General features: G+C 44.2%; 12 protein-coding genes and 1 tRNA gene. 10 read left to right on the top strand and 3 right to left on the bottom strand.

Annotation, left to right across the window (positions count from 1 at the left end; all coding sequences use genetic code 11):
* Positions 1 to 81: 81 nt before the first annotated feature.
* On the top strand, positions 82 to 1,308 hold the full coding sequence (locus K1Y79_RS03100; RefSeq protein WP_220248530.1) for an FAD-dependent oxidoreductase: 1,227 nt from the start codon (positions 82 to 84) through the stop codon (positions 1,306 to 1,308).
* Complete coding sequence (locus tag K1Y79_RS03095) at positions 1,305 to 2,918, top strand: hypothetical protein (RefSeq protein ID WP_220248529.1); 1,614 nt, start codon at positions 1,305 to 1,307, stop codon at positions 2,916 to 2,918. Before K1Y79_RS03100 ends, K1Y79_RS03095 begins: the two co-directional genes overlap by 4 nt.
* Before the next feature lie 725 nt (positions 2,919 to 3,643).
* Here K1Y79_RS03095 and K1Y79_RS03090 read toward each other — a convergent pair.
* Positions 3,644 to 3,727: transfer RNA gene (locus tag K1Y79_RS03090), tRNA-Leu, on the bottom strand.
* 246 nt (positions 3,728 to 3,973) lie between these two features.
* On the opposite strand from K1Y79_RS03090, the gene K1Y79_RS03085 reads away from it, so the two are divergent.
* The 6 genes from K1Y79_RS03085 to K1Y79_RS03060 all read left to right on the top strand — a co-directional run bounded on the left by K1Y79_RS03085 (position 3,974) and on the right by K1Y79_RS03060 (position 14,269).
* The gene (locus K1Y79_RS03085) at positions 3,974 to 5,326 is read left to right on the top strand and encodes a hypothetical protein (RefSeq protein WP_220248528.1); all 1,353 of its coding nucleotides are present in this window, start codon (positions 3,974 to 3,976) and stop codon (positions 5,324 to 5,326) included.
* Positions 5,327 to 5,361: 35 nt separating this feature from the next.
* Entirely contained in the window at positions 5,362 to 8,532 is a 3,171-nt protein-coding gene (locus tag K1Y79_RS03080; RefSeq protein WP_220248527.1) for an RHS repeat domain-containing protein, read from the top strand.
* A 19-nt stretch (positions 8,533 to 8,551) separates the two neighbouring features.
* Positions 8,552 to 12,088 carry a DUF6443 domain-containing protein gene (locus K1Y79_RS03075; protein WP_220248526.1) on the top strand — a complete coding sequence of 1,179 codons (3,537 nt, stop codon included), beginning with the start codon at positions 8,552 to 8,554 and terminating at the stop codon, positions 12,086 to 12,088.
* Positions 12,089 to 12,606: 518 nt separating this feature from the next.
* Positions 12,607 to 13,011 carry a DUF3592 domain-containing protein gene (locus K1Y79_RS03070; protein WP_220248525.1) on the top strand — a complete coding sequence of 135 codons (405 nt, stop codon included), beginning with the start codon at positions 12,607 to 12,609 and terminating at the stop codon, positions 13,009 to 13,011.
* Between the two features lie 61 nt (positions 13,012 to 13,072).
* Complete coding sequence (locus tag K1Y79_RS03065) at positions 13,073 to 13,483, top strand: hypothetical protein (protein ID WP_220248524.1); 411 nt, start codon at positions 13,073 to 13,075, stop codon at positions 13,481 to 13,483.
* A 60-nt stretch (positions 13,484 to 13,543) separates the two neighbouring features.
* A complete protein-coding gene (locus tag K1Y79_RS03060) occupies positions 13,544 to 14,269 on the top strand; it encodes an SDR family NAD(P)-dependent oxidoreductase (protein ID WP_220248523.1) in 726 nt (241 codons plus the stop codon).
* A 72-nt stretch (positions 14,270 to 14,341) separates the two neighbouring features.
* Here the strand turns inward: K1Y79_RS03060 and K1Y79_RS03055 are convergent, their stop codons facing one another.
* Positions 14,342 to 15,745, bottom strand: coding sequence for a S41 family peptidase (locus K1Y79_RS03055; protein ID WP_220248522.1), 1,404 nt, complete (start codon positions 15,743 to 15,745; stop codon positions 14,342 to 14,344).
* A 24-nt stretch (positions 15,746 to 15,769) separates the two neighbouring features.
* The gene (locus K1Y79_RS03050; protein WP_220248521.1) at positions 15,770 to 16,942 is read right to left on the bottom strand and encodes a helix-turn-helix domain-containing protein; all 1,173 of its coding nucleotides are present in this window, start codon (positions 16,940 to 16,942) and stop codon (positions 15,770 to 15,772) included.
* A 148-nt stretch (positions 16,943 to 17,090) separates the two neighbouring features.
* On the opposite strand from K1Y79_RS03050, the gene K1Y79_RS03045 reads away from it, so the two are divergent.
* Together K1Y79_RS03045 and K1Y79_RS03040 are read left to right on the top strand one after the other, a co-directional pair.
* A complete protein-coding gene (locus tag K1Y79_RS03045; protein ID WP_220248520.1) occupies positions 17,091 to 18,563 on the top strand; it encodes a nitrilase-related carbon-nitrogen hydrolase in 1,473 nt (490 codons plus the stop codon).
* Between the two features lie 41 nt (positions 18,564 to 18,604).
* A complete protein-coding gene (locus K1Y79_RS03040; RefSeq protein ID WP_220248519.1) occupies positions 18,605 to 19,180 on the top strand; it encodes a C40 family peptidase in 576 nt (191 codons plus the stop codon).
* The last annotated feature ends 97 nt before the right edge of the window (positions 19,181 to 19,277 follow it).

Raw genomic sequence — 19,277 nt, 5'->3', positions numbered from 1 at the left:
CTAAAGAGCCATTTTATTAAGTAAATTTAATTTTGCTTAATTGCGGCTTAATTGTATTTTTATACTGCCAAAAACATTTGCATGAAAAAGGTCGATGTCCTAATAGTTGGTGGGGGTATCTTGGCTTGGGTCTTAGCTCAAAGAATCAGTCGATTGAATACGGTCAAAAGTGCTGTAATTATTTCGTCTCGCGAATTACACACGTCGTCACTTAGAAATCAATCTTGGTTGCAGAGTGGCCTTTTGTATAACCTCGATGACAGTGTGGAGCGCGAAGTCGCAGAACTTTGTATATTTCATGGCCGCAAACTTATGGACTTGCGAAATGAAAGAATGTTACGTCAAGCAGCCATAATGGCGGTGAAGTCAGAAGAAGAAGCAGAAAAAAAGATATCATTTCTTCGTGCCCATGGATTTATATATCCTAATCATTATCTCAATACAAATGAAGCAAGGGAGAAATTGGGAAATGATTTTTTAAACTCTGAAAGCTATAGCAAAGGATCTAAATTTATTTGGACGCCGGATCAGCCATTTGATGAAGGTGGGTTGTTAAGATTCTGTGAGGATTCAATAAGTTTTGCCAATTTTAAATTCTCATCTATAAAAGGAAACGCAGTTCTAAAAAAGAATGCATTAACAAAAAATGGTTATTCAGTTCAAGTGGATAATGAAGAATTTGATCCAGGTGTTTTATTTGTTTTGACTGGTTTGAATACTATACGCTTCCTCGAACCTTTAGGCATTGAAGAAAATATAAAAATTAAGGCTAGACGATGTGTATTAATGAAGTCTCTGAATTTTATAGATCTTAAAGTGCCAATTTTCATTAATAAGATTAATAATACAAATATTAACACTGTCAAGGATTTATCCGGCAAAAAGCTTCATTTACTCGGTGATTCTATTTATACTCCTGTTGAAAATATTCACCAGTTGCCGAAAGATATGAATGTAACGACGCAAGATAAAGAGTTGTTCCTTCAAAATTTTTGTCAATCAGGAGGATATCCAGACTTAAAAAGTAAATTGGAATTATTCCTTGAGGATGACAATAATTTTAGTGTATGTTACAAAACCGAAAGTGCCGCTTATTTGCCATGGATATATGACAGCAATACCTTTGATCAATGCGGTTATAAAAATATCTACATGGCAGGGCCAGGAAAAGCAACACTTGCTTTTCATACAGCTACAGAGCTGCTACGGATTGCAAAATTAGGTGAAGGAATTGAACAAACTAGCCAACTAAGAACAAACGGGAATAGTGAAATTAAAATGTGGTTTGAAGAAAAACAAACAAAATGAAAAATCTATTTAGAGAGATGTTGATCAAGTTAATTGATGACACTAAAGTCCTGAATCGTACCCAATGGAGCCAATACTTAATGGTTTCCGAGGCTGCTATTTCTCAATGGTTGACGGGAAAAACATTCCCTAAATCCGAGCATTTGCGCAATATTCTATCCTATTTGAATGATTTTGAAGATGCAAAAATACAAGACTCTCTATATGATTTTTATGAGATGTCTAACTTGCCGGTGACGGAGTCACTACCAGAAGATCAACAGGAAAAATTACGGGGCGTTAGAAGCATTTCAGATTATATCAACTTGGCTGATTTCTATGCTTTTCAGGTCGAATTAAGCCGTGTACATGGGGCTTTAAAAAAGGAATTTATATATCTATGTACTGAATTCGCTCGTTCCTTAAAGGAGTTTTCAAGTGTTAACTCAGAACGATCTGATATTAGAATCTTACGTGATGCATTGTTGAAAATTGAAAATGCACACATTAATGAATTCTTTAGCAAATTTATTCAAGAAAAGGTACCAGAACTAGAGGTTGCCGAAGAAAATCCAATTGAAATTCCAAGAGACGCTAAATGCAGTGGAGAAGAAAGCATTGGTTCAAAAATTATCAAGCCGTTACATAATCTGAAAAGCATTTATAGAATGGATGCTCCTAATTCTGGACCCGAATATAAGTGCGAGATTTTCATGTTGCATTTTGATGAAAATAGAGGACAAAAAATTGAGATTCCAGAGATAGAAGCAGAAGAAATTGTTTTTTACAAAATTGGTGGAGAATGCGAATGGATTTTTAAAGATTCAGAAACTCTTGATTTTAGGTCGAATAATATTGGTTGGCTCAAGTGTAATCAAAAGCTCGACTCTAAGGCTGTCTTACCTAAATCTCAACTAAATATTCATAAAAGTGGTTACGGTGTTTTGATTTTGTATAATGAAAGCGGGATAAAGTTTGAGAGCGGATTTAATTCGGAGAAGAGCAATCACTATTCCCATAGTCATTATTTTGATTATTATATAAATAAACTCCCGAGCAAGAAAGTAGATTACATTAGTTTGTTCAAAACATCTATGTCTAATGCCGTGTTTGATTTAAATAAGTTTAGTAATACAGTTTGGGAGGAAATTTATTTGAATAGCATTTTTGAGAAATGGCCTGCTTTCCGAGAGTCCGTTATATCCTTGAAACTTATAAATGTGCCAGCCCATCGAAAAAAGGAGAAAGCTGTGCGATTAAGTTCTCACTATGGTTATGAAATAATTATACCGATTTATTCGAGTTTGAATATTTTAACTTATCAGTCACCGATGGACAATAATAATCATGAAGATTTGCTCGTGAATATAGATAGTCCGGAAGTAATTAGAACTGAGATTAATGGACTTCATAAAGCCGGCTGTGCCAATTTGTATGTTTTAAATTGTGAAGTACCTCATTACTTTTATGGTGGGGATCAAGATACAATATGTCTTAATTTTAAGATTAAAAGACACACTGTGACTAATGCGGTTGATGGTAATCTAATTATTAAAAATCCAATTGTAGATATTGACAACCCGAATAAGTTCTATGAAAAAACTATTTTAAGAGATAATTTCGTGGGATAGTTCGGTATTGTATTACTCCATGTATAAGAGGTGTTGATTGTTGTTCCCATTTATTATCTGAGTCACTAATACGAGGATAAGTCACTATATTTTTTTCTGCTTAACAGCATATTTGGGTTGAGTGTCTTGTTAATTCGGATAGCTGAAACGTTTGGAGATATTTTTTATATAGAAACTGCTTTTACGGGCTTACCGGAAAAATTTAAGTTCCAAATAAAGCATATACATGTGAGGTCTTATTATTAAATGGATATAAGTGCTTCCATCGTTACAGTTGTATTCAAAGGAGTCAATACAGGTGAATATGTTCCTCTATTGTTCATACGAGCAGTGGGTAGCTGGTGGGAGGTAGTATGGCGGTTTTTTTTTGCTAAGGGCGCTATCTCTTCAATAGTTGGTAAGGGAGTCCGTTCGAAGCAGTATTTGCTAGCATGCGTCCGACTACGATTATAGTATTCAATTCAATTCAATTGTTTGAAGTATGATGTCCAGCTCATTAACGCTAATTACTAATAAATTAATGTCAACTAATACCCTTATTTTGTAACATCAGTATATTCATACTGTGATCATATGACGGTGTGAGTATTTGAAATTGGATGAGATGAAGAAAAAATAAAACCCGGAATCGAACCTATTCTAGCATGAAAATAAACGACTTATAAAAATGTTATAAACATTGAAAAACAGAAAAACCGCTACTAGAGCGGTTTTTCTGTTTTTAGTGCCCAGAACTGGATTCGAACCAGCACACCCTTGCGAGCGCTGCGACCTGAACACAGTGCGTCTACCAATTTCGCCATCTGGGCATCTATTGTTCCGTGTCAGGGACGCAAATGTATATACTTTTCTAATCACAATGAAATATATTTCTAAATCTGTATAAATTTTTTCCGTTATCTACTATTTGCTACCGTCAATTATTATTTGAACTTTATCCCCGCCTTCCGTGTTAACCAAATACTCAGATAATCAGCAACCACCAGTATCAAGCATTCTACTGTAGCACACTTACGTTTTAACACCAATAACCTTATATCAGTGAACCACGTTTTATGAAAAAACTTTTAACCCCACTGTTACTATTGATAACAGTCGCTTCCTTCGCACAGGACACCTCCTTGCCCAGGCAATACTATGTGAAAGTCCGGCAGAAGACGACCAAAATTAATAGCCTTATTCAGCAAAAGACCCAAAAGTCTTTGGATTGGTTTGTCTCACAGGAACAACGCATGCGGACAAAACTTATAAAAGCAGATCCAGCTGCCGCCCACCGGATCTTTGACCGGTCTATCGACAGCCTCCGGCATCTCCGTAAATTAGCAAAGGCTGGTTTGAAAACGGGGAGCAGCGTGCAAATATCCTACAACAGCCATCTCGATACATTGCAGGTAGTTGCCAGGTTCCTGTCGCCGTCTGGAGATCTGCAGGAACGCGTAAGTGAGTTGCAGGATGCCATTGGTCAATCCGCGCAGATAGGCCGTTATATGCAGGAACGACAGCAGTTGCTGAAAGAGCAGTTGTCCCGGTATTCCATGTTCGGAAAAGAGTTGCTGCAGCTTGGCAAACAGGTTTACTATTACAAAGAGCAGGTGCATACGTATATTGATATACTACAAGATAAAGATAAAGCTACTGAAAGGGCGATGGCGCTGTTGAGAAAGTCTACCGCATTCAAAGCGTTTTTTAATAAACACTCTGCACTTGCCAACCTTATGGGCGCTGGCAGCGCTATGAATGCTGAACAGGCGCTCGCTGGACTACAAACCCGAAGTCAGGTAGAAAGACTGTTGCAGCAACGGATAGGCACCGATGCCGGTGCCCGACAGCTTGTTACCGGACAAGTCAGTCAGGCCAGAGAACAGATCGAAGGATTGAAAGAGAAGTTTCCTACCCTGAATAATAGCGCAGAAATGCCCGATTTTATGCCGAACCCGATGAAGGGTAAGCGATTGCTGCAACGGATCGAATTAGGCGGAAATGTACAGTTCCAGCGAACGAATAACTGGTTCCCGGCTATTGGAGATATCGCGCTTCAGGCGGCGTATAAATTTAATGGAAAAGGCAGTGCCGGTATTGGTGTAGCCTATAAGTTAGGCATGGGGTCGCTCGATAGAATCGCCCTCTCCAGTAAAGGAGCGGGGTTGAGATCGTTTGTTGACTACAGGATCAGAAATGCTTTTTCCTTGAATGGTGGTATGGAAATGAATTACTATTCGGCCCTCTCACACATCGCGCAACTCAGGAACTGGAACGGCTGGCAGACAAGTGCCTTGTTGGGCGTACGGTATTCTTACAAAGTAAGCCCCAAACTCAAAGGTAATATCACCCTGTTGTATGATTTTCTTGCAAGACAACAAGCACCTTTTACGGAACCACTGAAGATCCGTTTCGGCTACTCCCGCTAAATATTATTGCTATCACCTGCTTAAGTTCTACAGACATGTTGTTATATCAATCCCTTACGGGAGCACACCGTTTCCCGGGCGCTGTTTTTATAGTATTCCTGCTGTTGTCGATGCAGCTGCCTTTAATGGCCCGACAGCAACAGCACCTATTGCCGCAGCTAGTTCCACAGTCCCATGATGTTCTCGCTATCCAGAATAGTGTCCGCATCCCAGCGTCAGAAAGTATCGGTATTCCAGACATTAGTATACCCCTGGCAGATCTGCGTATTGGCTCATTCCCATTACCGATCAGGCTCCGGTATCATAGAAGTGGCTTAAAGGTTGACGAAATTCCCTCTTCCGTCGGAGATGGCTGGTCCCTGCACTATGGAGGTGTCATCTCCTTCCGGCAGAATGGCCTGCACGATTTTAAGCCTGGCGGACTCTTTGACAGTGGTACAACATCCCTTTCCATGACTAACCTGAAAAGTTTCCTGAAAGGCCATATGAGCGACGTACAACGAAACATCTACCTGGAACAGGTTGTTAACGGTAACGCTGATGCTGCCTTCGACCAGTATTATTATAATTTCTCCGGTACACAGGGGACCTTTTACTTTGATACAATGATGAACGTTGTTACCGCACCCAAACGGGACTTCCGCATCTTCAGACTTAACAACGAGATCAGTATACTCGACAACCAGCACAATAACTACTACTTCGCGGCTGTTGAACCATCAAGGGCGGAAGACTCCTCTATAGCACAGTATAATCCCGCATTTAATGATATCGCTGCCTATTATCTGTCGCGGATTGTTACCAATGAAAACAGAACAATTCTCTTCAAGTATAAAAAGTATAGCTATACTATACAACAAAAAAGGTCTGCTATCCAATTCACCCCGGCTACTGGTATCTGCGGAGCCGATAACGGTATGAATACTTATTCTCATACCAGAGAGATCAGCTGCCTGCTGCCAGATTCTATCATCTTCGATCAGGGAATAGTAAAGTTTATCGTCAGCACCCTGCCAAGGGAAGATATAAAAACACTCCAGGATAGTGCCGCTGTGCCCTATATTTCCGGACTCAGGATCTTTGCAGGGAATAATAAAAAGATCAAAGACTACCGCTTTGTGCAAAGCTACTTTGATACGAATAAACGGCTGAAATTATCTGCTATACAGGAATGGAATGGTTCAACCCTGGATAAACAATGGCTGTTCAGCTACTATAACGAAAATGATACCTTCCCGGCCTTATTCTCTAACGACCAGGACCACTGGGGATATTACAATGCCGCCGGTAATACAGGCCTGATACCAGACGTCAATTACGCTGCATTAATCCCCGGTTGGACAGATCCTGTACTAAACTACGCACGTCGTCATTCTGATAGTGCTGCTGTCTACGGTATGCTGCAATCTATTGTGTTTCCTACCGGAGGCAGCGTTGCTTATGAATATGAACCGAATCAGGTGAAGGTGGAGGACTACACGCAACTGACTTTGCTTTCTCCCTTTCTTACTACGCCCGTAGGTACGCCAGCGCCATACCTGGTCGGAGGAGTAAGACTGAAAACAATCATCACAAACGACAGTACCGGCACTCCATCAAGCTATAAAACATATAGTTATGCAGACAGCCTTCGTAATATTGCATTGCCGGATATTCCATACTATATTTCCAACCTTCAACATAATAGGGATAGCGCCGGAAGCTGCGTGTCGTGCGCCCTTTCGGCAACCGTCTTTGATCATAGTATCCGGGCACATGAAGGTGTTCCTATTGTATATAGTCGCGTCACGGTGTATGACTCCAGCATAGCCGGCATGCAGGGCAAAACAGAAAATGTATATCTCCTGCCGGTGAATGCTGCTAATACCGACACACTTCCTGATATACCGCCTGTAACTACATCATGGTATATGGTGCAACTGCTCAACCGGAAAGTATATACTATCATGGACAGTGCTTACCAACTCGTAAAAGAACATCGTCATACATATAATGAGCTGAATAGGCAATACCTTACCACCGGTATCCAGGCTGGTTACACCACCTATTGCCCACTGGAAGGTCCTGCTAATAACAGCTATCAGGTGTCTCAACGTGTGCTGTTCTCGGATCGCTTCAGTTTGTTACAGTCGTCTGAAACAGACTACTTCTCCGGACAAACCCTCACCAGGCAAACAGATTACAGCATTACTAGTGACAGGCATACACTACCCTCTATCGTTACAAAACCGAATAGTAAAGGTGAACAGATACATGAACGTACCATCTATTCGTTTGACTATGATACTGCTGCTATCACTACCGCAGACGCCATCGGCATACGTAATCTGAGACGTCTGAATGTATTAAAGCCCATCGAACAGATACAGTATCGCACAATTGATGGCATTGATTACGTCACCGGCGCTACCCTGACTACTTACCGGCAAGACCGTCCTTTCCCCGATAAGGTCTACCAGTTAAGCCTCAATACACCGCTACCTATGTCGGAGTATACACTCAGTTCCATTACTGGCGGTAATTTGATCAAAGACAGCAGATATGAACTGATCACAACATTCAGCAGTTACGATGCAAATAACAATGTTACTGAAATGACTGGTATAGATGGCATCCCGGTCTCTTACCTGTATGCTTACAAGCAACAGTATAAAATAGCGGAAGTTTTGAATGCGCGCAGATCTATGGTACTCTATACCTCTTTTGAGACAGAAGAAACTGGCGGATGGAGCTATTCAGGTACGCCTGTTAGTGATACCACCTCTCCGGTCGGAGAAAGGTGCTATGACTTGTCCAGCGGTACATTGTTTGTCGCCGGACTGAATTTTCCTACAGGTATACTTACTTACTGGAAGAAAGGCAATACCCCCATTTCCTTTCCATCAGAAATACCATTCACTCCGGTAAGAGGACGTACTGTCAATGGATGGACCTTTTTCCTCCACTGGATATCCGGCGGCTTTACGCAGCATATCACATTCCCTTCCAGCGGTATTATAGACGATCTCCGGTTTTTCCCTATGAGCGGACAAATGACGTCTTACAGCTATCAGCCACATACAGGTATGACGAGCGTCTGCGATGACAGGGGTAATATCACTTACTATTCTTATGACGAAACCGGCCGGTTAAATATGGTGAAGGATGGGGAGAAAAATATCATCAAACTGATAGATTATCAATATCAGCAACCTATTACACAATAACCTGATCAGCAATTGTCATATGCGCACACATCAACTTGCTATAGGGCTTTTATTGCTTTGTATAAAGCAATCCGCTATTGCCCAGCACATACCTGTAACCGTTCCTCCATATACTCCTGTAACAACTCCGGCGCCGCTGCCTGATCAGCGTACAAAGATCAGTTACGTCCGCACATGGCTGCCCCGTATGCGTACCGCAGATCCCGCAGCTGTTATGTCGCCGGCGGCTGGACGGTCTGAGGTCAGGCAGTCAACTACCTACCTCGACGGACTAGGAAGGCCCTTACAAATAGTGGAGAAACAGGGTAGCCCATCCGGTAACGACCTCGTGATGCCTGCTTTACATCAGGTGGAGGGAAAAGCTTATTATCAGCACCTGCCGTTTGTACCTCTAACTGGCAATACCAACGACGGTACTTTTAAGGCCGATCCATTCCAGCTACAGGAAGTATTCTATAGGAATACAACACTAAATCCCGGCATCAATGGAGAAAGCTATTTCTTTCACCAGACGGAATATGACACCTCACCACTCGGGTATACTCAAAAGACCTATCTCCCCGGCAATGCTTACACAAAAGCCGCCGGTAATAAACCCCGCCTCCTACGGCGAATTACAAATACAACCCACGATTCTGTCAGAATCTGGGGTTTTGCTGATGGCGATCTGCTACCTGTTACCAACCAGCTGTATGCTCCCGGAATGTTATACAAAAAGGTTACGATAGATGAAGATGGCCATCAAATGATTGAGTACGCTGATTTTGAAGGACATATTATTCTACGTAAGCTACAGGCGGAAGATTCACCGGGCACTGGCCACGCCGGCTGGGCTTGCACCTATTACACATACGATGATCTTGGAAAGCTCCGGGTAGTTATCCCGCCAAAAGCTGTACAGGCCATTCAGTCCGATTGGATTATCACGCCTGCCATTGCTGACCAGTTATGCCAGCTGTATCGTTATGATGCACGCGGCAGGATGATCATCTCTAAACAACCCGGGAGTGATTCGCTCGAGCAGATCTTTGATATCAGGAACCGGCTGATCGCCGCCAGGACCGGTGTACTGAAAAGCAGATATACCTGGGAATTGTACTACTATGACGATAGTAACAGACCCCGCTCCACCGGACACCTTATTAGCACTGCCTCCCGGGACTCTCTGGTGAAAAGGATCAATGCGGCCCCCTATGATCCTGCCAAACCTGTTCCCGGTGTCAATACCGACTCAAATTATACACTCATCTCCCAGGTGATGTATGACAACTATATCTATGGCGGTAACCTGGCCTACTCAGGCGCAGATGCACTGAAAGTAGAGGCAGGCAGCAATCAGTATACCGATCCGCCCTCGCCTGTAGCTGTGAATATGCCCCACAGGCTCGTAACTGGACGCGTTACAACTATCCCCGGACTTACCCGGCAGTTCCTCACCCGCTATCATTACGATAACAAAGGAAGACTGGTACAGTCGGTTGCAGATAATGCGATGGCCGGTTATGACGTCACCAGTTATATGTACGATTTCGAGGACAAGTTAATTTGCACCTACCTCCGTCAGGCAAGTCCGAAAAGTATTGTTACTCAGCAAACAACCCTGCTGACCATCTATCACTATGATGCGGACGGAAGGCTCGATACTATCACTAAACGATTAAATGATAACCCCGCATTACAGTTATCAGTAGCTGCTATGGACTATGATGCGTTGGGCCGGCTCAAGACCAAGAAACTCTCTGTAAGCGCCGATAGCGGGCCACAGGAATCGCAGGTATATGAGTATGACCTGCGTGGCAGGCTGACTGGTATTAACCGGCCGTTTGTTAATACTCCCAATAGCACAGCGAACTGGTTCGGACAAACACTTTCATATGAGTCAGGCTTTACAAATAACCAATATAATGGATCTTTGTCAGGTATCAAATGGAAGAGTGGTAGCGATGGTACAGCGCGTGCTTATGGATATAGTTACGATCATATGAACAGGCTGACAACAGCAGACTTCAACCAGCAGAACAGTGGAGGTAGTGTATGGTCGGCAGATAAAACTGATTTTTCCATGACAGGCGTATCTTATGACATTGGCGGAAATATACGCGCTCTGCGGCAGAAAGGGATGAATGGTATGGCAATACAGACTATCGATAGTTTGAAATACGGGTATCATGAAAATACCAACCGCCTTAGCTATATCACAGATGACGCTAATAACCCACAGACGATATTGGGCGACTTCAGGGAAACTGTTAATACTACCAGCGCTGATTATACTTATGATCCCGATGGAAATATGTCTAAAGACAGGAATAAGGATATTGACAGTATTATCTACGACCAGAACAATCAACCTTCAGTGATCTTCACAAAAAAGGGAATGATCTATTTGCAGTATAATTCTGTTGGAGAACTCCTGAACAAGATCATTATTGATACCAGTGCACAACAGGGTAGTACCCGTGTAATTAACTATGTGAATGGCTTCGTGTATGAGCGTGATACGCTTCGGCATATTGCTCATGCAGACGGTCGCATACGTGCCATCTATACGCCGTCGCAACCAATAAAGTATGTGTATGATGTTTTTGTGAAAGATCACCAGGGTAGTGTACGTGTGGTGCTGGGTCATAACCGCGATACGGCTGATTATTTTGCTTCTATGGAATCTGCCAGGAGTGGTGTTGAAAATACCCTGTTCAGTAATATAGACAATACCAGGGCTGCATTACCCAGCGGATATCCTGTTGATAATACCACAGATCCTAATAGTTATGTGTCGAAACTTAATGGAGTAGATGGCGCTAAAATAGGGCCATCCCTGGTATTGCGTGTTATGAAAGGCGATACAGTTGCTGCCGTTACAAGGGCATTTTATAAAACTGCTGCGGCCAATACTTCTGGTAATACCGCTGAAACCATGGTCGCTGCTTTATTACAGGCCTTTAACACCGTGAGTGTTTCACAGGGCGCACACTTCTCTGGTGGCCCCAATTCTCCATTAGCCACGAGCTTTAGCGGTAATGCCTATCAGCAGCTGGTAAACCAGGAACCTGCGCAGAATTATCCGTTGTGGCCCAAAGCATATCTCTCCTTCGTTTTGTTTGATCATCAGTTTAACATGGTGCCGGGCAATAGTGGTGTACGGCAGGTACAGGGCCCGCCGGATGTACACCTGAATGTAGTGCTTCCGCAGATGGTGATAGAAAAGTCTGGCTTCCTCTACATCTATCTGAGTAATGAGTCTGCGGCAGATATGTACTTTGATAACTTCACCGTGCGCCATCTGTCTGGTCCGTTGCTGGAAGATACTCATTATTATCCTATGGGTCTACTCATGGAAGGCATCAGCTCAAAAGCACTGAAAGGCACTTCCTATCTGGAGAATAAACATCGTTACAAAGGCAATCAGCTCCACAACAATGAAATGAGACAAGGTCCTGGACTGGACTGGTACAACGAAAATAATAGGATGTATGATGTGCAGACAGGCAGGTGGTTTTCAATACCATCAAGGCCCAATAACCTGTTAAACCCTTATCAGTACAATATAAAATAACGAATATCATAGCTGGACAGATCATAGGTGATATACATTTGCTGCAGCATTCAGCGTATCATCCGTTCGTTCGTAAAAGTCAATTGAATCCAGCATTCCTGCGGATGTGCTAAAAGAAATCCAATATGAAAAATCCCGTTTGGCAGTATGGGGATTACATATTGGGATTTTCTGGTAGCTACCACCCGGCATATTGTCCATAACGGTCTGGCAGCGTACCTGGTGAGGGGTAATGGATGACTGCGTTACCCCCGAAGGTATAAGGGTATAACAAGGGTAGTACTAGGGTAGTCCAAGGGTAGTCCAAGCGACGAACAAGCGACGAACAAGCGACGAAGAAGCGACGAAGACAAGATGGACTTGATTAGTATTTTTTACCCGGTCAGGAGGAAGACAGTTCTTATATGGGAAATAATCTATATTGCGGAGGTTGCCGCAAGAAGAGAGTCTGAGCTCCAACTCGTCTCACTGGCCTGTATGTACTGGCAATCAATCAAAATAACATTCAAATTTAGCAAATGCGGTACCCGATATTTTTGGTAGTGGGTCTCCTATTGCTGGTCGCCTCACTTGTCAGGCTGAAAGCAGCCATTGAATTTGCCAAAGGTGCAGAGCGGGTTACCGGCGTCGTTACTTCTCTCGTGCCCTTTGAAGAAGCTTATTACCCGGTATTTGCCATCAGCACAAAGGATGGTACCGATATTACCTATCAGCATAATGAAGCTAGTTACCCGGCCGCCTGGTATATAGGGGAGAAAACGACTTTCCTTTACCACCCGGACCGTGGCTCGCAGGTAGTTATGATCGGTTACTTCCAGGTGTTCGGCATGGCTATATTGCTGATAGTTGTAGCGTTACCGCTGATTATCATCAGTGCTGGATATTATTTACTCAATCCACAGCGTCAATTACTCAAACAGTAATGAGCGGTAATCCTGCAGGTAGCCCTTCAATGACTTTCACTGTAAAAATAGGCAATAACTGATGTTACTCTATTCATTTGTACTGATCATTGGCATAATATTACTCGCTCTCGGCCTGGCCGATCTGCAACGTTGCCGCAGGTTGTTAAGGCAAGGTAACTGGCTGGTAGGTATAGTAGTGAGGTTGTTGGAGGATCAGGGGGCGGATGCGAAACACTACCGTCCTTTTTTCGAGATCAGGACCGCAGACAATCAACTGCTTACCTATGAAGGTATATATGGGACCTCCATGCGGCGGTGGAAACCAGGGCAGAAAGCCGTGTTTGAATATCTGCCTGGGCAGTATCCCGCTGTGAAGATGTTGAGTTACTGGGGTATATTCTGGTGGCCTGTTTTGCTGCTGGCTATCGCTGCCGACCTTATCGTAGTGGCAGCCGGATATTTTTTGCTGAGCGGCTATTTCCAGGTATAATACTGACGCGGTGTCAGCCTTTTTCGCCCAAATCGGACAAGACTATCTATATTTACGTGTATGCAAAGAAAAACTGTTCTCCTGCTCGGTGCTAACTCAGACGTCGCAAAGGCGGCCATGCTGAGGTATGCCGCAAAGGGATTTCGCATAATGGCTGCCTCCCGCAATACAGATGTACTTTCGTCTTTTGTCAGTCAGCATCCTCCACTCAGGGAATTGGCGACCGTCTTATACTTTGATGCCGCTGATGTGGACAGCCATGCTGCATTTTATGCGCAGCTGCCCGAGAAGCCACATATCGTAGTATACGCAGCCGGTTATCTCAGGCACAATGAAGAAGCCCTGCAGGATTTTGCGGGTAGTCTGCAGATGATGCAGGTCCATTATATCGGGGCAGTGTCTATACTCAATATTATTGCGATGGATAAAGAGAACGCAAGACTGGACAGGATTATCGGTTTATCCTCCCTGTCAGGTGTGCGTGGCCGGAAAAGTAACTTTATATATGGCAGTACAAAATCAGCTTTCACACAATACCTGGCCGGCCTGCGCCAGTACCTTTTTAAAGGCAGGGTAACGGTCAATGTGATCGTTGCTGGGTACATCCGCAGTAAGATGACCGCAGGATTGAATCTGCCGGAGTCGCTGATGCTGGAGCCTGACTTTATTGCGAAGGCAGTTGTAGAAGCCGGCAATGGATTCATCATCGTACCGGGATTCAAATGGAAGATCATTTATAACATTCTGAGAATAATGCCGGAAAGACTGGTGGCAAAACTGCCCTGAGCAATATCGCTGACGAATGAATGTATAACATATTGGCAGCGGCGCAGCATACAGATGTTGCGCCGCTGTTGTTTACCGTGCCCCGGCAAGTTGCAGCGCCTTTTCCATCACAGGATCCCGCCGTTGTAGTATATCTTCAGCCGAGGGAATAATGATATGGTCTGCCGGAATCCCCCTGTCAGTAGCAAATGGCTGTTGCAACTTCATATAGTAACCTAGCAAAGGAACGTCCAGTCCGAGCCGCGTGTGTGGGAGTGTTACCATAGCGAAGCCACCGCTGGAATTACCTTGCATGGCCCCGCCGCTTTCTTCACCAATAAATACTGCCCGGCGGTTATCTTTTGCGATAGCTGCAAATTCTGCTGTCACCGAAAAGCTACGCCCGTTCTGTAGAATATATACATTACCGCCAAAGGCATTAGTCGCAGGCATCAGCGTATCCAGGCCTTCCTTGTAAGTGAAATGGTAGGCCTCTCCAACTTTTACGACAAACTGTTTCAGGTAGTCTATCTCGGCCGGAAACGTAGCATGTGCTGCAAACGAGTATGGCCCTGTACCTGCTACTGTCAGCTTCTCATAATAACGGAAAGGGGAACGGGCAAGGAAAGCGTAAAGCGTTTGTCCCAGTTTGTCGGTTCCGCCTTCATTATCACGCAGATCTATGATAAGGGTACTTATTTTCTGATGGCTGAACTGCCCGAATGAGCTGTCCAGGAATGCTGCGAACCCTTGCATGCCTTCTTTTTCCATAAATACCGCAATGCGTAATAATGCGACGCCCTTAGCAGGATAGGTTAACGCATATGGCGCTGCTTCTTTTGTCTCAGTTGTAATCTGTTTAGCATTTATGGATTTTAAGACGGTTTTTACGCGTTTGCCCCCTTGTTCCTTGTAACTGATGGTAAATTTGGGGAAAGCGCCTGTAAAGGTTCCGTAATGTCCGGCAAAGGCATTATTCAAAGCGGCATACCTGGCACTACTCACATTGCCATCAGCATATAGCTGTCCGGATAGCCTTTCCGTCAGCCGGCTGATTGGCTCTCTATTGATACTGAGTATGCGCACGCCGGCAGGCAGCGTAGATACCTGGCTGTAACTTCTCAGTACAAACGCCTGTCCTTCTCTGAAGTAGAGCTGCAATGGGAAGTAACCCTCCTCGAAAAATGCATAAGGATCATCCGGTTTACCTTGCCGGTGAAACTTGATATGACCATCACCTATAGCCGCAATCAGGGGATTCACCAGCCTGAAAAACGCATGTTCGGTCATACCCTTTTTAAGCTGCTGCCCGATACGGGTAAAGTGCCGGTCTACCTCTTCTTTGGAACGGTAGCGGTATAAGCCGGGATGTGCCTCTTCAAGTGCCTGACGGATAACTGTCAGATCTGCCCGCAGTTCCTGTGCCGTAAATACCTTTTGTGCTGCAGCAGATATGGCTGTCAATAGCAGGCATATTCCCAATACCATTTTTTTCATACGATGTTCTTTTTTTCTGCGAAGCTAGGCCGGACTTAGTCCTGCATCGACCGTGCCGACAGGATTGGACCTCTTTTTACAGCTTTTCTGGTATGCCGACGGAGTCATACCTGTCAGCTTTTTGAAGGTTGTATTAAAGGTGGCCTTGGAATTGAATCCACAATCCATCGCGATGCCCAGTATACTGAAGTTCCCGGCTTCCGGCTCCGCTAACCGTTGTTTTACGGCCTCAATCCGGAAACGGTTGATGAAATCATGAAAACTGCTGCCGGATTGTTCATTGATAACCTGGGAGAGATGGTGACGTGATACCTGTAATTGTTCTGCCAGCATAAAAATAGTCAGGTCTGGCTCCAGGAAGGGGCGACGCACAGACATATGTTCCAGCAGTCGTTCGTATAGTGTTTGCTTTTCGGCCATCTGCAAACCAGACTTCCGGTATTTTGGTGTAATAGCTTCTTTTGTATGGTCTATGGTAAATAACTCCGGCTGCAACAGGTATCTGCCGGCCAGCCAGTATACCATGGCTACCACAAGCAGATAGTTATAGTGGTAAAAGTGGGTAATCAGGGGGATTTGCCATTTTCTTCCGTAAAAGCCTAACCCTGATATAACCAGGATACCAAGTATAACATATATGAATTGCAGTAACCAGGACAACCGGTGTTTGCTGGTGTCAGACAAGGTATCTTCTGTTGCCTTCCTGTATTGTCTTATCCGGGTCAGAGACAGTAGCAGATAAGCAGTGATCAGAAAAAGGCTGCATTGATTCAGCCAGCCGAAGTCAAGACGGCTCAGGCCATCGAAATCCATGAGGGCCTTCCGCTTTTCCTGTGCCGATTGCAGGAACCAGGGAGCGAGTACGGTCAGATAGCCGAGAAAGGGCAACAGATGTAGGGCGTCCTTCAGCGTCAGTCGTAGCCCTCCGTCGGTAACTTTCTGTGTAAATAAATAAATGAGTGGTCCAAAAAGGCTCAGCTGCAACCACGATATCCGGCTCAGATGAGGAAAGGTCAGGAAGAAGTCGCGGGTATCAAAGGCGTTCAGGAGTGCCTGGAAAGATACCAGTAGCATAAAGGATATCAGCAGCAGGCTGGTAGTGTCATTGCGTTTACGGGAGAATAGCAGCGCAGCGAATAGTGCGGCATTTATCATCCCTGCGGCTACGAAATAACGAAAAAGAGATGCAACTATCATATTGTTTGGGCGTCATTAAAGCTGTAAAATTGATCTAAAGACGGTAATAGCTATTGTTGGTTGCTTTGATACAACAGGTAATTGTAAAAAGGTACGCCGCAGCTACCGCACAATATGAGACCATTAAAGCTGTTATAAAATATACTACATGCCTTTTAGTCAGCCTATGCACAAAACCTTAATGACCATCGGACTTCTCTTTTCTGCTGTCTGCTGGTATCTTACATTCAGCCTTTCCGGAGCATACTGGTACCTGTTATGGTTAGCGCCGATACCTGTTTTATACTATTCGTTTTTGCTCAAAAGGAAATGGGCTTTCCTGATCGCTTTTACTGCCTACCTGATTGGCAGGTTAAGCTGGTGGGCATATTTGCAAAGTCTGATGCCGTTGCCGCTGGCTGTCATCTTTACACTATTGTTTCCTGTAATATTTGCCTTGATTGTATTGGGCACCCGTGCTATTGTAGGTAGGTATAGGCATTGGTCCGCAGCGTTTGCATTTCCTGTGCTCACTACTACCTTTGAATATGTAATGGGCCTCTTCTCGCAGGATGGTACCGCCGGAAGTATTGCCTATACACAGAGTAATTTTTTACCGGTAGTGCAGATTGCATCGGTAACCGGCTTTACTGGCATTACCTTCCTGGTAACGCTGGTACCTTCTGCGGTGGCTGTGATGCTGTATAATCATAAAAGACAGGCAGCCGTTAAGCCTATTGCCTGGATGACGATCAGTATGACTGGTATAGCCTTATTTTTTGGAATGTGGCGATTACATGATACGCCTGCCATACAGCAGCCACCTGTCCGGATAGGTATGGTTACTATTGATGAGCGGGCATATTATGATAAGTATGCTACCCGCGTGGATAAACAGGCGCATCTTTCCCATCTTTACCTGAAGCAGGTAGCTTCGCTGGCGCATGATGGCGCAGAGATAATTGTATTCCCGGAGAAGATGTTCCGCTTTACAGATAGTATCGGGCCTGACATGCTTCAGGTGGTAAAAGATACTGCCCGTACATACCGGGTGATGATTGTTGCCTGTGTAGACCAGAACAGGACAGGCTTTTATGAAAACCGTGCCTGGGTAATATCGCCGGAAGGAGAGCTGCTGGCTGATTATCAGAAAGGCCATTTATTTGCCGGGGAGATACGAGATTCCGTAAAGCCGGCTCAGGGACTGGCATTATTTACACGTACCGGCTCCAGGGAAGGAGTGGCTATCTGTAAAGACATGGACTTTCCTCAGTTTATAGCCGGTTATGGTAAAGCAGCAAGTAATCTATTATACGTACCTGCCTGGGATTTCGTACGCGATGGCTGGCTGCATTCCCGTATGGCTATGATGCGAAGCGTGGAAGGGGGCTATAGCCTGGTGCGGAATGCGCGGGAAGGCCGGTTGACTATCAATGACTGTCATGGTAAGATTGCTTTTGAAGCCAGCAGTGAAAGTGGAGCGCCGGTCAGGTTATTGGGAAGTGTAGTACCTGCGCATCATCAAACCTTGTATAATGTGCTGGGAGACTGGTTTGGGATACTGAATGTTGCAGCAGCCGCTGCCTGGCTGATCGCTTTGTTGCTGAAGAAAAGGTCAGCCGCTTTAGGTGAAAGAATATAGTCAGGAAGTTGTTACATGTGGTATTTTAATTATATTTGAGTATGGCCAAAATAACCATTCTCAACATATGCCTGCTGGTATTGTATGTGAACGCATACGCCGGTAGCAAAAATGAATACCTGCAGACAACTGTTGACACATCGTTGACCGGGTCGTCAGCTACACTGACGAAAGTCAGGCAGTCTGGTATCGTTACTGGCAATACCAGGCCTTCGGAACTAATCAGATTTTCACAGACACTGAAAGGTATTGCTTACAAGTATGGTTCTGCTGATCCGAAGAAGGGGTTTGACTGCTCAGGATTTATCACCTATGTATTTAATCATTTTAAGATAGATGTACCGAGAACTTCTGCAGGATTTACAGATCAGGGCAGGGAGGTGCCATTATCGGCCGTAAGACCCGGAGATCTGATTCTCTTTACGGGTACCGACAGCAAGATAAGGAAGGTTGGGCATATGGGAATTATTACCCAATCGGGTGAGCAGATTGTATTCATTCATTCCACATCGGGAAAGGCGTATGGCGTTACAGAAACCACACTGAATACTTATTATATGGGCAGGTTTGTAAAGGTGATAAGGGTTTTCAATAGCCTGGATCAGGAAGGTAAATAAGTCCTGTTTAAAATGGCTTGTTTTACGAAAGAAAGGCATAGAAGTTGTTAAGTGATTGCTATACTAGTGAACATTACTTATCAATAACCCTTTTTCT

This window comes from Chitinophaga rhizophila, from assembly GCF_019492185.1.
Classification (GTDB): Bacteria; Bacteroidota; Bacteroidia; order Chitinophagales; family Chitinophagaceae; genus Chitinophaga; species Chitinophaga rhizophila.
This window is presented reverse-complemented; position numbering and strand designations above follow the sequence as displayed.

Excerpts from the sequence above, each read along its gene's own strand:
- K1Y79_RS03095 (WP_220248529.1), top strand. The coding sequence starts at position 1,305 with ATGAAAAATCTATTTAGAGAGATGTTGATCAAGTTAATTGATGACACT.
- K1Y79_RS03100 (WP_220248530.1), top strand. The coding sequence starts at position 82 with ATGAAAAAGGTCGATGTCCTAATAGTTGGTGGGGGTATCTTGGCTTGG.
- K1Y79_RS03080 (WP_220248527.1), top strand. The coding sequence starts at position 5,362 with ATGTTGTTATATCAATCCCTTACGGGAGCACACCGTTTCCCGGGCGCT.
- K1Y79_RS03060 (WP_220248523.1), top strand. The coding sequence starts at position 13,544 with ATGCAAAGAAAAACTGTTCTCCTGCTCGGTGCTAACTCAGACGTCGCA.
- K1Y79_RS03050 (WP_220248521.1), bottom strand. The coding sequence starts at position 16,942 with ATGATAGTTGCATCTCTTTTTCGTTATTTCGTAGCCGCAGGGATGATA.
- K1Y79_RS03070 (WP_220248525.1), top strand. The coding sequence starts at position 12,607 with ATGCGGTACCCGATATTTTTGGTAGTGGGTCTCCTATTGCTGGTCGCC.
- K1Y79_RS03065 (WP_220248524.1), top strand. The coding sequence starts at position 13,073 with ATGTTACTCTATTCATTTGTACTGATCATTGGCATAATATTACTCGCT.
- K1Y79_RS03075 (WP_220248526.1), top strand. The coding sequence starts at position 8,552 with ATGCGCACACATCAACTTGCTATAGGGCTTTTATTGCTTTGTATAAAG.
- K1Y79_RS03045 (WP_220248520.1), top strand. The coding sequence starts at position 17,091 with ATGCCTTTTAGTCAGCCTATGCACAAAACCTTAATGACCATCGGACTT.
- K1Y79_RS03055 (WP_220248522.1), bottom strand. The coding sequence starts at position 15,745 with ATGAAAAAAATGGTATTGGGAATATGCCTGCTATTGACAGCCATATCT.
- K1Y79_RS03085 (WP_220248528.1), top strand. The coding sequence starts at position 3,974 with ATGAAAAAACTTTTAACCCCACTGTTACTATTGATAACAGTCGCTTCC.
- K1Y79_RS03040 (WP_220248519.1), top strand. The coding sequence starts at position 18,605 with ATGGCCAAAATAACCATTCTCAACATATGCCTGCTGGTATTGTATGTG.